16 protein-coding genes and 1 riboswitch are annotated in these 12,521 nt (G+C 72.1%); of the genes, 5 read left to right on the forward strand and 11 right to left on the reverse strand.

What is annotated here, in order from left to right:
• Window positions 1–17: 17 nt before the first annotated feature.
• Genes ASD90_RS10055 through ASD90_RS10065 form a run of 3 tightly spaced genes read left to right on the forward strand, consistent with a single transcriptional unit; the run spans window position 18 to window position 1,403 of the window.
• A complete protein-coding gene (locus ASD90_RS10055; protein ID WP_020143588.1) occupies window positions 18–224 on the forward strand; it encodes a CbtB-domain containing protein in 207 nt (68 codons plus the stop codon).
• Between the two features lies 1 nt (window position 225).
• On the forward strand, window positions 226–999 hold the full coding sequence (locus tag ASD90_RS10060) for a CbtA family protein (protein WP_056755372.1): 774 nt from the start codon (window positions 226–228) through the stop codon (window positions 997–999).
• Window positions 996–1,403, forward strand: coding sequence for a hypothetical protein (locus ASD90_RS10065; protein ID WP_056755374.1), 408 nt, complete (start codon window positions 996–998; stop codon window positions 1,401–1,403). The genes ASD90_RS10060 and ASD90_RS10065 overlap by 4 nt, the downstream gene beginning before the upstream one ends.
• Window positions 1,404–1,424: 21 nt before the next feature.
• Here the strand turns inward: ASD90_RS10065 and ASD90_RS10070 are convergent, their stop codons facing one another.
• The 9 genes from ASD90_RS10070 to ASD90_RS10110 form a co-directional block, all read right to left on the reverse strand.
• Window positions 1,425–1,877 (reverse strand): hypothetical protein, encoded by a 453-nt coding sequence (locus ASD90_RS10070; RefSeq protein ID WP_056755377.1) that lies wholly within the window; start codon window positions 1,875–1,877, stop codon window positions 1,425–1,427.
• 18 nt (window positions 1,878–1,895) lie between these two features.
• Entirely contained in the window at window positions 1,896–2,186 is a 291-nt protein-coding gene (locus ASD90_RS10075; RefSeq protein WP_056755380.1) for a DUF1905 domain-containing protein, read from the reverse strand.
• A gap of 27 nt (window positions 2,187–2,213) precedes the next feature.
• Window positions 2,214–2,975 carry a CPBP family intramembrane glutamic endopeptidase gene (locus tag ASD90_RS10080; RefSeq protein WP_056755383.1) on the reverse strand — a complete coding sequence of 254 codons (762 nt, stop codon included), beginning with the start codon at window positions 2,973–2,975 and terminating at the stop codon, window positions 2,214–2,216.
• A 90-nt stretch (window positions 2,976–3,065) separates the two neighbouring features.
• Window positions 3,066–3,380 carry a CPBP family intramembrane glutamic endopeptidase gene (locus ASD90_RS10085; RefSeq protein ID WP_082588621.1) on the reverse strand — a complete coding sequence of 105 codons (315 nt, stop codon included), beginning with the start codon at window positions 3,378–3,380 and terminating at the stop codon, window positions 3,066–3,068.
• Entirely contained in the window at window positions 3,335–3,808 is a 474-nt protein-coding gene (locus ASD90_RS10090; protein WP_056755389.1) for a hypothetical protein, read from the reverse strand. Before ASD90_RS10090 ends, ASD90_RS10085 begins: the two co-directional genes overlap by 46 nt.
• Window positions 3,809–3,992: 184 nt before the next feature.
• Window positions 3,993–5,519, reverse strand: coding sequence for a precorrin-2 C(20)-methyltransferase (locus ASD90_RS10095; RefSeq protein WP_056755390.1), 1,527 nt, complete (start codon window positions 5,517–5,519; stop codon window positions 3,993–3,995).
• Window positions 5,516–6,184: a precorrin-8X methylmutase gene (locus tag ASD90_RS10100; RefSeq protein WP_056755393.1), complete on the reverse strand. Its 669-nt coding sequence runs from the start codon at window positions 6,182–6,184 to the stop codon at window positions 5,516–5,518. The genes ASD90_RS10095 and ASD90_RS10100 overlap by 4 nt, the downstream gene beginning before the upstream one ends.
• Entirely contained in the window at window positions 6,181–7,188 is a 1,008-nt protein-coding gene (locus ASD90_RS10105) for a precorrin-3B synthase (RefSeq protein ID WP_235506538.1), read from the reverse strand. Before ASD90_RS10105 ends, ASD90_RS10100 begins: the two co-directional genes overlap by 4 nt.
• A 186-nt stretch (window positions 7,189–7,374) precedes the next feature.
• Window positions 7,375–7,707: a hypothetical protein gene (locus tag ASD90_RS10110; protein ID WP_056755396.1), complete on the reverse strand. Its 333-nt coding sequence runs from the start codon at window positions 7,705–7,707 to the stop codon at window positions 7,375–7,377.
• 45 nt (window positions 7,708–7,752) lie between these two features.
• Window positions 7,753–7,881: riboswitch (cobalamin riboswitch) on the forward strand.
• Window positions 7,882–7,921: 40 nt separating this feature from the next.
• On the opposite strand from ASD90_RS10110, the gene cobN reads away from it, so the two are divergent.
• Entirely contained in the window at window positions 7,922–11,575 is a 3,654-nt protein-coding gene (gene cobN, locus ASD90_RS10115) for a cobaltochelatase subunit CobN (protein WP_056755399.1), read from the forward strand.
• An 85-nt stretch (window positions 11,576–11,660) separates the two neighbouring features.
• Window positions 11,661–11,801 (forward strand): hypothetical protein, encoded by a 141-nt coding sequence (locus tag ASD90_RS23785; RefSeq protein WP_162260194.1) that lies wholly within the window; start codon window positions 11,661–11,663, stop codon window positions 11,799–11,801.
• Between the two features lie 41 nt (window positions 11,802–11,842).
• On the opposite strand, the gene ASD90_RS23495 is transcribed toward ASD90_RS23785, so the two are convergent.
• Together ASD90_RS23495 and ASD90_RS23980 are read right to left on the reverse strand one after the other, a co-directional pair.
• A complete protein-coding gene (locus tag ASD90_RS23495; protein ID WP_157610656.1) occupies window positions 11,843–11,983 on the reverse strand; it encodes a hypothetical protein in 141 nt (46 codons plus the stop codon).
• A gap of 45 nt (window positions 11,984–12,028) precedes the next feature.
• On the reverse strand, window positions 12,029–12,520 hold the full coding sequence (locus ASD90_RS23980) for a DUF2510 domain-containing protein (RefSeq protein ID WP_200958594.1): 492 nt from the start codon (window positions 12,518–12,520) through the stop codon (window positions 12,029–12,031).
• Window position 12,521: the final 1 nt, after the last annotated feature.

Below are 12,521 nucleotides of genomic sequence, written 5' to 3' on the forward strand. Positions count from 1 at the left end.
GAAAGGGTCAATCTGCCATGACCACTGCTGCATCGGCGTCTGCCGTCTCCCCGTCCACCAGCGTCCGCGTCCCCGTCTGGGCGTGGGCCCTGCTCGCGTTCGCCGTCTTCGCGCTCTACTTCGTCTCGCAGGAGAACGGCGCGCTGCTCAGCGCGCCCGCTGCGCAGATGCTCCACGAGCTGACGCACGACGCGCGTCACGCTCTCGGCGTCCCCTGCCACTGAGGTGGGGCTGAGCTTCGGCTCCGTGCTGCGGCGCGGGGTCCTGGCCGGCGTGTCCGCGGGCCTGGCGGCAGCCGTCGTCATCTGGCTCGTCGTCGAGCCCGTCATCCGCCGCGCCCTCGCCGTCGAGGACCTGCGCTCCGTGCACGGTGGCCAGTCGGCGTCGGCCGGCCTGCCCGCCCACGGCGGCGAGGAGCCGCTCGTGTCGCGGTCGGCGCAGGTCGTCGGGGGTGCCGTCACGGCGGTCCTCGTCGGGGTCGCGGTCGGTGTGATCTTCGCCGTCGTCTTCGCCCGGATGCGTGAGCGTCTGGCCGGACGGGGCGACTTCGGTCGCTCGATGGTGCTCGCGACCATCGGCTTCTCGGCCGTGAGTCTCCTTCCGGCACTGAAGATCCCGTCGAACCCGCCTGCGGTGGGTGACCCGGAGACCGTGGGCCGGCGCACGATGCTGTATGCCGTCGTCCTGCTCCTCGGGGTCGCGATCGCGCTGCTCGTGCCGGTGCTCGACCGGCGCCTCGCGGCGCGGGGAACGGTGCCGTCCACGCGCTGGGCCGTCGACGTCGTCGCGACCGTGGCGCTCGTCGTGCTGGTGCTGGTGCTCGTGCCGGGCTCGCCCGACACCGTGCCGGCCGACGTCCCCGCGGCCCTGCTGTGGGACTTCCGGCTCGCGTCCCTGGCCCAGCTCGCGACGATGTGGCTCACCCTCGGCCTCGTCTTCGGCCTGCTCATGGAACGCGTCGTCCCACCCAAGCGGGCCCTCGAGCCCGTGGCGGCGTGACGGCATACGAGCACGCCTCTGCTGACAGCGAATCCGCGCACACGTGCATCGTCCGGGTCTGCCGTGACTGCTGTTGCGGCACGGAGCGCAAGCACCCCGGGGTCGACCACGACGGGCTCCTCGCCCGGCTCGAGGTCGGCACCCGGGGTCGCGCCCGCGTGCTGCGCAGCGCGTGCCTCCTCGCGTGCGACGAGTCGAACGTCGTCGTCGTGACACCGTCGGTGGCCGGGCGACGCTCGGGAGGACGGCCCGCATGGGTGCGTGGCGTGCTCGACGACGCGACGGTCGACGCGATCACCGGGTGGGTCGCGCTCGGCGGCCCGGGGATCGCGGCGACCCCCGAGTCGCTCGCCCCGCAGGTCTTCGCGCCGAGCGGGCTGTCGCTGACGTGGACGGCGGTCTGAGGCTGGCCTGCGGACCGCCGGTCAGACGAAGGACTCGAGGTCGTCGCGCATCCGGCTCAGCTGGGGCTGCTCGCCGTGGAAGGCCTCCAGCGCGGCGAGGGCGCGCAGCACGGCTGCGCGGCCCTCGTCGTCGATCTGCCCGGTCAGGCGCAGCAGCGTGAAGCCAGCCCCGACGACGACGGTCGCGGTGTCGACCCCGTCCTCGTCGTCGAGCTCGGCGAGCATGCCGTCGACGTCAGCCGGGTGGTCGAGACCGTCGGCGAGCAGGTCGCGGACGGTCGTCGACGGGCCGAGCTCGTCCGTGCGGGCGGCCCAGTCGGCGAGCAGGTCTGCTCCCTCGTCCGTGCCGAACGGCGCGAGCTCGTCGCCCGCGTCGTCGTAGATCGGGCTCGTGAAGTGGTCGGTGAAGGCGTCGTCCGCCGGCGCGTCGATGCCCGGGCGGGTCTCGTCGTCGAGGGTGGTCTCGTCGTCCATGACATCCAGCATGCCGCGTCACGAGTCGACGCGGACGTCCAGCCCCACGTCGACCATGTCGCCGTCCTCGACGCCCTCGGCCCGACGGACGGCGACCTTGAGCGGGACGACGTAGCCGCCGTCCTTGGGCCAGAGCGACGTCGCCCACCGAGTGCGTCCGATGCGTGCGGTGACGGGGATCATGCCCCAGCCGTAGCTGACGTGGGCGACGTCATGGAGTGCAAGGGACTCGTCCTCGGGGACGGTGACGAAGTAGTACGGCGCCGGGCCGCGCCACTGCCAGACCTCGCCGGTGAACTCCAGCTCCATGCCCACAGGATGCCGCATGACAACCGGTCAGTCCCGAGTGCGGGTCCCGACCGCATCCGCGTCGCGGGGGTTGGCCGGAGTGTGCCGGTCGCGCCGGACCAGGACGATGAGGATGACGGCGGCCCATGCGTAGATCACCACCAGGCCGAAGGCTGCCGTGCTGACGAAGACCCCCTCGCCGGGGTGCACCCCGGCGAGGAACGTGGAGAAGTCCCACGACGCGTGCAGGGCCATCGCGGCGAACAGGATGCCGGTGAGCCGGCGGGCCAGGTAGAACGACACACCGGAAAGCCCGGCGAAGACGACCTGCAGGGGTGCCCCCATCTCGCCGAGGGCCAGGTTGGTCAGGTGGAAGAGGCCGAAGACGAGCGCGGTCCAGGCCAGGGCTGCGGCCTCGGTCCGCCGGCCGGTGCGGAGAGAGCGCAGCACGATCCCCCGGAACACGGTCTCCTCGGTGAAGCCGACCAGCGCTGCTGCCAGGGCGATCACGAGCACCTGTCCGGTGGCGAACTGGCTCCAGCTGACGCCCATGAGGGTCAGGACGATCACGGCGATCATCACGACCGGCAGGGAGGCCAGCAGCTTCCCCTTCGAGAGCGCCTGGAGCTCGTGGAACACCCCGTCCCACCGCGCCCATCGCAGGAACGCGATGACGAGCACGGCACCCACGGCCAACGGGAGCACGGCCGCACGCAGGGTGTTCGAGGTGGAGTCGAACAAGTGCTCGTAGCCGATCCCCGAGATCCTCATCAGCCCGACGACCACGATGGCATAGGCGGCGAACATCATCAGTCCGACGCGGGGAGAGGGTTCGATGCGAGGTGTGGCGCGGCGGGGCGGTGCGGCGGACATCGTGCTCCTACGGTGGGTGGTCGCGTCTCAGACGGCGGCGGGTCGATCTACCGGCTCGATGTGGTGGCGGCGAACGAGCAGCAGGACGACGAGCCCGATCATCGTCAGGATCGCGACGATGACGAGCGGGTAGCTCTTGCCCGGAACGACCCCGGCGGAGACCAGCGAGAAGTCCCACAGGCCGTGCACGAGCATCGGCAGCCAGATTCCCCCAGAGCGCCGGCGGATCAGGTAGAAGAAGTAGCCGGCGGCGATGGTGACCAGCACCTGGACGAACGCCCCGGGCCCCTCGCTGATCAGGTTCGAGGCGTGTGCCAGTCCGAAGATGACGGTCGACCACAGGCGACCTTGCCCTCGGTGAACCCGTTGGAGCGGAAGACGGTGACGCCCAGTCCGCGGAACATCAGCTCCTCACCGGCGCCGACGAACAGCGTCGAGAGCAGCAGCAGCACGGCGAAGCCGAGGCCGCGGTCGGCCAACCCTGCGTAGTTCGTCACGATGAGGACGGAGGCGAGCATGAGGACGGGCACGATGACGAGCCAGCGCTGGACGGGCCGGTCGTCGTGAACCACCGCTCGCCACCAACGCAGCCACGAGATCACCGCGGCCACGAGGACGACCGAGAGCCCCACCGGGACGGTGATGCTGCGCCACAGCTCGTTGACCCTGGTGGGCGCCGCGTACTTCGTGTCGAGGCCGCGAGTCAGCAGGAGGCCGAGGCCTTGGACGATGACGAGGTAGAGGACGACGAGCGCGATGAAACCGATCACGGGAAGTCGGCGGGACTCTGCCGGAAGCCCCGAGCTCGTCGGGGAGGGCGACTGGGAAGGCGACTGGGAGGACATGGCCGGACCATAGAACGCCTCCGCCCTCCGTGCACGACCAGCGGACGGACACGCTCGACTGTCGAGTGTTGCTCGCGTCCTCGGGCACGTCGCACCACCGGCACGCGCGTCAGTGGACGTAGCGGGGTGTCCACACCTGGCCGGCATCCGTGACGCGGGAACCCGAGGCACACACGATGACGAGGCACTTCATGTCGATCGTCGTCGGGTCGAGGTCGGCAAGCGTCGTCACCGTCAAGGACTCCTCGGCACGCCCCACGTCGCGGCCGACGACGACGACGGTCGCGGGGTCGCGCTCCTCGAGGAAGACTTCCCGGGCGCGGGCGACCTGCTCGGTGCGGCTGCGCGACGCGGGGTTGTAGAGCGCCACGACGAGGTCGGCCGACGCAGCGGCGCGCAGACGCCTCTCGATGACCGTCCACGGCTTGAGCCGGTCGGAGAGCGACATGACGGCGAAGTCGCCACCCAGAGGTGCGCCGGCGCGGGCCGCGACCGCCTGCGCGGCGGTGAGACCGGGCAGCACGCGTACGGGGACGTCGGCGTAGCCGTGCGTCTCGGCGGCCTCGAACACGGCCGACGCCATGCCGAAGACGCCGGCGTCGCCACCGGAGACGACGCCGACGCGCTCGCCCTTGCGGGCCAGCTCGAGGGCGTCACGGGCGCGGTCCACCTCGACGGTGTTGCCCGACGCGTGGCGGGTCAGTCCCTCGCGCTGTGGCACCCGGTTGACGTACGGGGCGTAGCCGACGACGTGACCGACCTCGGCGAGGACCGCGGACGCCTCCGGGGTGAGCCACCGCTCCGGCCCCGGACCCAGCCCGATGACGACGACCTCGCCGCGGCCCGTCTCCGGGTGAGGTTGCGGGACAACGGGATCGACGGTGCGTGGGGCCGCCGCGCGTCCGGCGGCGTCGGCACGGAGGTCGCGACCGGGGACGACGACCATCGACATGTACGGCACGGTCGAGGCGTCGACGTCGGCCACGGGAAGCACCCGCTCGGAGTCGGAGCTCGCCCGCTCGACGTAGCGCGCCTCGTCGAGCCGTCCGGCCTGGCGCAGGGCCTCGCGGACGTTCTCGAACGTGCGGCCGAGCTTCATGACCACCGCGGCCTGCGTGTCGGCGAGGCGGCGGGCGAGCTCCGGCACCGGCAGCGTGCCCGGGAGGATCGTCAGCACGTCCTCGTGCCGGCACAGCCCCGTCGCGACGGCCGCGGACGAACCGCTGACCGACGTGACGCCGGGGACCACCGCGGTGTCGTAGCGGTCTGCGAGCCGGTCGTGGAGGTACATGTAGGTGCCGTAGAAGAGCGGGTCGCCCTCCGCGAGCACGACGACGTTGCGGCCCGAGTCAAGGTGCGCTGCAAGGCGATCCGCGGACTCGTCGTAGAAGTCGGCCATGAGCCCGTGGTAGCCGAGCGGGTGGTCCGTCGCGCCCGTCGTCACGGGGTAGACGAGCAGCTCCTCGACGACTCCCTCGCGGAGGTACGACGCCGCGATGCGTCGGGCGATCGAGTCGCCGCGTGGTCCGCTGTGGAAGGCGACGACGTCGGCCTCACCGATCAGTCGCACGGCCTTGACGGTGACGAGCTCGGGGTCGCCGGGCCCGACGCCGACGCCGCGCAGCCAGCCGCTCACAGCTCCTCCTCCCGGGCGAACGCGTTGACGGCCGACGCCGCGAGAGCGGACCCCCCGCGGCGGCCGTGCACGACGAGCCACGGGATGCCGAAGGGGTTCTCGGCGAGGGCGACCTTCGACTCCGCCGAGCCGATGAAACCCACGGGGATGCCGACGATGGCTGCTGGTCGCGGACCACCGTCCGCGATGGTCTCGAGGAGGTGGAAGAGCGCGGTCGGCGCGTTGCCGATGGCGACGACGGCACCCTCGACCCGATCTCCCCAGAGTGAGACCGCGGCGGCGGATCGCGTGGTGCCCCAGGCCTGTGCGAGTGCCGCCACGCGTTCGTCGCGGAGCGTGCAGACGACCTCGTTGTCGCGCGGCAGGCGGGCTCGGGTGATGCCCGAGGCGATCATGTGGGCATCCGTGAGGATCGGCGCGCCGGCCCGAAGGGCGGTTCGCGCCGCGGTGACGACCCCGGGGTGCACGGCGATGTGCTCCGTGAGGTCGACGTCGCCGCTCGCGTGCACCATGCGGACGGCCACGACGCGGGCGTCCTCGGGGAGGTGGTCGAGGTGAGCCTCCGCGCGGATCGTCGCGAACGAGCGGCGGTAGATCTCCGCGCCGTCCGTCAGGTAGTCGTAGCGCCGCGTCGGTGGGGTGACGGTCTCGGTCCGGACGTTCACGGGGTCTCCTGGTCGTGCCGTGGTGGGCTGCTGTCGCAGATCTGTCGCAGTGCCGCGTCGACTGAGGTCGGGGCCAGCACGTCGACGTATACCGTCGCGGGCGTGCCGCAGCGACGCTCGCACCCGCTGACGTGCACAGGGAGGTGCCCGCCGGGCAGGACGGGGGCGAGCTCGCGGGCCAGGGCGCGGGTGTCGAGGGCGGACCGCGCGCAGCCCGGGAGGCCCGTGCAGGCGTGCAGTCGCGTCCACGGCGAGCCGGTGTGCGTCGCGAGGCCGGCGCCCTCCAGCTCGGGACGTGCGGCGGCGGCGTTCTCGACGACGAGGGAGCGCCACGGGGTGACGAGCACGCGATCCGTGACCCGCGCGAGCGCGGCGAGGTGGTCGGGCCGCAGCAGACCGAGCGGCACGGCCACGACGACGTGCTCCCCGACTGCCCCCAGCGGGCGCTCCGGGGCCGGCGGCAGGTCGACCAGAGCCGTCGGCTCGGGCCCGAGGGGCTCTGCGAGCTCGCTGACGTGCCAGACGGATTCGTCGCCGCCGGTTCGCTCCACGAACTCGTGGGCGAGCGCGACGAGTCGTGGGACGGCAGCGGCCAGCGGCACCTCCCAGCCCCGACTGGTGCCTCCGGCCAGGACGACGCAGCGACCGGGTCCGGTCGCGATCACCCCGAGGTCGAACGACTCGCCCACGACGTCGCCACGCCCGTCGTCGAGGACGAAGAGGAAGCGGCCACCGAGGTGCGCGAGGTCGGGGTCGGCGCGGAGCGCGGTGTCGAGGGCTCGGGTCACGGGACGCAGGTCACAGTGCCCGGCGCCGTCGAGACCTGAGAGCGGTGAGGCGACGACGTTGCGGACCAGCTCGTGGGTCGCGGACGGGACGAGGCCCGCCGCCCGGATCGCGTCGCGGATCCGCGGCGTCAGCGGGTCGGGCAGCCCTCTCAGCTGCAGCGCGCCGCGGGACGTCAGCTGGATCGCCGGATCCGCCTGTCCTGCAACGATATCCATGAGTCCAGACAGTGCATCGAGGCGCACCGGCTGAGCAGCAGGACGGAGCCGCACGATGGAGCCGTCGACCGCGACAAAGGGTCGACTGACCCCGGGACAGGCATCGCCTGCCCGGCGCTCTCGGCTCGTCGGGGCGGTCACGCGGCACATGGTAGGCCCGAGCCCGAGGAGGTCAAGACGTCCGTCTCAGGCCAGGGTGACGTCACCTTCGACGACGAGCGCGGTCATCCCGGTCGCGCTCCTGGTCTCGTGGCTCTCGCCCGGATCCCAGACGGCTGCGTGTCCGACGGCGAGCTCGACGAGCACCCCGTCGTCGCCGCTGACGAGCGCGTCGCCGGCCACGAGGAGGAGCAGCTGGCGGCCCACGGCGGGATGCCGGCCGATGATGCCGCCGTGCTCCAGCGCGAGGACGACGACGTGGGTGTCGCTGCCCCGGGCGAGCCCGGCGACCGAGAACCCCTCGCTCCCGAAGTCGGACACCGGACGTCCGGTCAGGTCGGTGAGGTCGAGGATGCGCACCCGGTCACGCTATCGAGCGGCCTCCGTCGCGACGGTGGGACGGGCACGGGCTAGGGTGGGCCCAGCGTCGTCGACCCAGGAACCCGGTGAGAATCCGGGACGGTCCCGCCACTGTGAGCCGCCACCCGTGAGGGAGGCGGTGAGTCAGGAACTGCCGGCAGCGCTTCTCTTTCCTTTCGACCGCGGGGCGTGGACACCCCGCCGAGGAGTTCCAGTGACGCGCATCGCGCTGCTCTCGACGTCTGACACCGACCTGTTGTGTGCCCGCGGGAGCGGTGCCGACTACCTGCTCGCCAACCCGTCGCGTCCCGGTCACACCTCGATGGCCGAGGCCATCGAGGCCGCCGATGTCGTCGTGGCCCGCATCCTCGGCGGGCCCCAGGACCTCTGCGAGGGCTTCCGCCGGATCCGCGCCGGCGGCAAGCCCATGGTCGTGCTCGGCGGTGAGCAGACCCCGCACGCCGCCCTCATGGAGCTCTCGACCGTCGCGCCCGGCGTCGTCGCCGGGGCGCACCGCTACCTCGCGGAGGGCGGGGCCGCCAACCTGCGCGAGCTGCACGCCTTCCTCGGCGACACGCTCCTCATGACGGGCGAGGGCTTCGAGCCGCCCGTCACCCTGCCGACGTGGGGCGTCCTCGAGCGTCGCGAGCCACGGCCGTTCGACATTCCCGGGACCCGCCCCCGCGTCGGGATCCTCTTCTACCGAGCCCAGTTCGCCGCCGAGAACACGGCCTACGTCCACGCCCTCGCCGACGCGGTCGATGCGGCCGGCGGCATCGGCGTGCCGGTCCACGTCTCGTCGCTGCGCGACGCCCCCGCCGACCTCCTCGAGCACCTCACGGCATACGACGTGCTCGTCACGACCGTCCTCGCCGCGGGCGGCACGAAGCCGGGCACCGCCAGTGCCGGCGAGGACGACGAGGCGTGGGACGTGCAGGCGCTGGCCGCGCTCGACGTCCCGATCATCCAGGGGCTGTGCCTGACGTGGAGCCGCGACCAGTGGGACGCGAGCGACGACGGGATGAGCCCGCTCGACGTCGCGACGCAGGTCGCCGTGCCCGAGTTCGACGGCCGCATCATCGGGGGTGTGTTCTCCTTCAAGGAGACCGACGCCGACGGGCTGCCCCACTACGTGCCCGACGCCGAGCGCTGCGCCCGGCTCGCCACGCTCGCCGTCAACCACGCCCGGCTGCGCCACACCCCAGCCGCAGAGCGGCGCATCGCGATCGTCCTGTCGGCGTACCCCTCGAAGCACTCACGCATCGGCAACGCCGTCGGGCTCGACACCCCTGTCTCGATCATCCGGCTGCTGCGGGCGATGCGCGACGCGGGCTACGACCTCGGCGAGCCCGGCGAGATCCCCGGCACCGGGCCGCTCGAGCCCGTCGACGGCGAGACGCCCGACACGACCGCCGGCAACGCCCTCATCCACGCCCTCATCGAGGCCGGCGGGCAGGACGAGGACTGGCTGACCCAGGAGCAGCTGAGCGGCCAGCCCGTGCGCATCCCGGCCGCCCGCTACCGCGAGCACTTCGACGCACTGCCCACCGAGCTGCGCGACGCCGTGACCCGGCACTGGGGCGAGGCGCCCGGCGAGGTCTTCGTCGACCGCCACACCGACCCCGAGGGCGAGCTCGTCGCCGCGAGCATCCGCGCCGGCAACGTCGTCGTCCTCGTCCAGCCCCCACGCGGCTTCGGCGAGAACCCGATCGCGATCTACCACGACCCCGACCTGCCGCCGACGCACCACTACCTCGCCGTTTACGACTGGCTCGCAAGGGATTTCGGCGCGCACGCCGTCGTCCACATGGGCAAGCACGGCAACCTCGAGTGGCTCCCGGGCAAGAACCTCGCGCTCTCCGCCGCCTGCGGTCCTGACGCGACGATCGGCGCGCTCCCGCTCGTCTACCCCTTCCTCGTCAACGACCCCGGCGAGGGCAGCCAGGCCAAGCGCCGCGCCCACGCGACGATCGTCGACCACCTCGTGCCGCCGATGGCGCGCGCCGAGTCCTACGGCGACATCGCCCGACTCGAGCAGCTGCTCGACGAGTACGGCAACGTCTCCGTCATGGACCCGGCCAAGGCGCCGGCCCTGCGCGCCGAGATCTGGACGCTCATCCAGTCCGCGCAGATGCACCACGACCTCGGGCTCGAGGACCGACCGGACGACGACGCCTTCGACGAGTTCGTCATGCACGTCGACGGCTGGCTCTGCGAGGTCAAGGACGTCCAGATCCGCGACGGCCTCCACGTCCTTGGCGAGGCCCCTGCGGGGGAGGGCCTCGCCAACCTCGTGCTCGCGATCCTGCGGGCCAACCAGGTCTTCGCCGGTGCCGTCGGCGCCGTGCCGGGGTTGCGGACGGCGCTCGGTCTGAGTGAGGGGCACGCCGAGCGCTCGTCCGTCGACGACGCGGAGGAGCAGGCGGGCGCGCTCGTCGCCGCGCTCGCCGAGGCCGCTTGGGACGAGGCGGCCGTGCCGGGGATCGTCCGCGAGCAGCTGGGCGCCGACCCGCAGGTCGACACCGATGGCGTATGCCGTTCGCTGGCCTTCGCGTGCCGCGAGGTCGTCCCGCGGCTGCGGGCCACGACGGGCGAGATCGACGGGGTCCTCCACGCGCTCGACGGCGGCTACGTCCCGGCCGGTCCGTCGGGGTCGCCCCTGCGTGGACTGGTGAACGTCCTGCCGACCGGGCGCAACTTCTACTCCGTCGACCCGAAGGCGATCCCGTCTCGTCTCGCCTGGGAGACCGGCCAGCTCCTCGCCGACGACCTGCTGGCCCGGCACCGCGCCGACACGGGCGAGTGGCCGCGCTCGGTCGGCCTGTCGGTGTGGGGCACGTCGGCGATGCGCACGTCGGGCGACGACATCGCCGAGGTGCTGGCGCTCCTCGGCGTTCGCCCGCGTTGGGACGAGATGTCCCGCCGCGTCGTCGGTCTCGACGCGATCCCGCTCGCCGAGCTCGGCCGGCCGCGCATCGACGTGACAGTGCGCATCTCCGGCTTCTTCCGTGACGCCTTCCCGCACGTCATCGCGATGCTCGACGACGCCGTGCGCCTCGTCGCCGACCTCGACGAGTCACCCGACGACAACTACCTGCGCGCCCACGTCGCCGCTGACCTCGCCGACCACGGCGACGCCCGCCGTGCGACGACCCGGATCTTCGGCAGCAAGCCGGGCTCCTACGGCGCCGGCATCCTGCCCCTCATCGAGTCGGGCAACTGGCGCTCGGACGCCGACCTCGCGGAGGTCTACGCCACCTGGGGCGGCTTCGCCTACGGGCGCGAGCTGGACGGCATACCCGCTCGGGCCGACATGGAACGCACGTACGCGCGGATGGACGTCGCGGCGAAGAACATCGACACGCGCGAGCACGACATCGCCGACAGCGACGACTACTTCCAGTACCACGGGGGCATGGTCGCGACGGTCCGCGCGCTCACGGGTCGCGAGCCCAAGGCGTACGTCGGCGACTCGACGACGCCCGACTCCGTGCGGACCCGCAGCCTCACCGAGGAGACGGCGCGCGTCTTCCGCGCCCGCGTCGTCAACCCGCGATGGATCGCGGCGATGCGGCGGCACGGCTACAAGGGTGCGTTCGAGCTCGCCGCGACCGTCGACTACCTCTACGGCTTCGACGCGACGGCCGGAGTCGTGACGGACTGGATGTACGAGCAGCTCGCCCGGACGTACGTGCTCGACAAGGAGAACCGCGACTTCCTCCAGCAGGCCAACCCGTGGGCGCTGCACGGCATGGTCGAGCGGCTCCACGAGGCCGTCGACCGGGGGCTGTGGAAGGAGCCGGACCCGCAGCTGATGGCCGACCTGCAGCAGGTCTACCTCGACGTCGAGGGCGACCTCGAGGACTGACCTGTCCGGCTCGACGTCGCGTGGCCATCCCGGGGTTTCCCAGACGGCGCCCCTGCCCGGTCCTCCGTTGGGGCATGGACTCGACGTGTCGCCGCGCGTGGTGCAGTTCCCGTTGGCGGCGCCGACAGCGCCGGTGTCCGTCGACCGGACGAGCCGCTGCTACACCGCCTTCGGTGGGACATTCCTCTACAACCCCTGCCTCAGCGGCGACGTCGACCCACCCTGAAGAGCGCGATCGCGCGCGTGATCACGCTCTCGAGGGTGGGGTCAGAACTGCAGGCCGCGCATGTCGTGCTCGACGACATCGACGTCACCACACCGCTTGCAGGTCAGGATCGTGCGTCCCTTCAGCTTCAACCGCGTGTAGCGGTGGCCGAGGATGAGGCACTTGAGGTTTCGTCGCGCCATCTTCCGAGTCTCCTCCGGTGGCGCCGTCGCGGGAGCGAAATCGCGCTAGCTGAGGATCCCGTGGGCGGCGTTCCAGCGGCGGGCGCCCTGGTAGGCGTCGACCATGCCCCAGACCCAGAAGCCGAACACGCCGACGATCCCGACGAGCACGATCACGAGCACGAAGCTCAGGACGTAGCCGATGAAGATCCCGATCCCCTTGGCGACATCGCCGTTGATGATGCTGCCGAGACCCGGCACGAAGAACGATGCGATGAGGGCGAGGGCCGGGTTCTTCGGGGCGACCTGGGTGTAGTAGACCGGCGTCCCGACCATGCCGGGCGGCACGGACTGCCCGGACGGTCGTGACGGTGGTGGCCACCCGGCCTGTCCCCACGGCGCGTTCGGGACGTTGTGCGGGAGCCCGTGGGCGTCCGTCGCCACCACGGGTGGGGCCATGGGAGGGCGGGTGTGCGGCGTCCACGCACGACCGTCCCAGTAGCGCTCGCCCTCACCGGCCGGGTACCAGCCGGGGGGAGCCGAAGGTCCCTCGTTCATG

Origin of the sequence: Terrabacter sp. Root181 (genome assembly GCF_001428505.1) — a bacterium.
GTDB lineage: Bacteria > Actinomycetota > Actinomycetes > Actinomycetales > Dermatophilaceae > Terrabacter.

Coding starts and splice junctions, on each gene's coding strand:
- ASD90_RS10055 (WP_020143588.1), top strand. CDS start 18: ATGACCACTGCTGCATCGGCGTCTGCCGTCTCCCCGTCCACCAGCGTC.
- ASD90_RS10070 (WP_056755377.1), bottom strand. CDS start 1,877: ATGGACGACGAGACCACCCTCGACGACGAGACCCGCCCGGGCATCGAC.
- ASD90_RS10075 (WP_056755380.1), bottom strand. CDS start 2,186: ATGGAGCTGGAGTTCACCGGCGAGGTCTGGCAGTGGCGCGGCCCGGCG.
- ASD90_RS10080 (WP_056755383.1), bottom strand. CDS start 2,975: ATGATGTTCGCCGCCTATGCCATCGTGGTCGTCGGGCTGATGAGGATC.
- ASD90_RS10105 (WP_235506538.1), bottom strand. CDS start 7,188: ATGGATATCGTTGCAGGACAGGCGGATCCGGCGATCCAGCTGACGTCC.
- ASD90_RS23495 (WP_157610656.1), bottom strand. CDS start 11,983: ATGGCGCGACGAAACCTCAAGTGCCTCATCCTCGGCCACCGCTACACG.
- ASD90_RS23980 (WP_200958594.1), bottom strand. CDS start 12,520: ATGAACGAGGGACCTTCGGCTCCCCCCGGCTGGTACCCGGCCGGTGAG.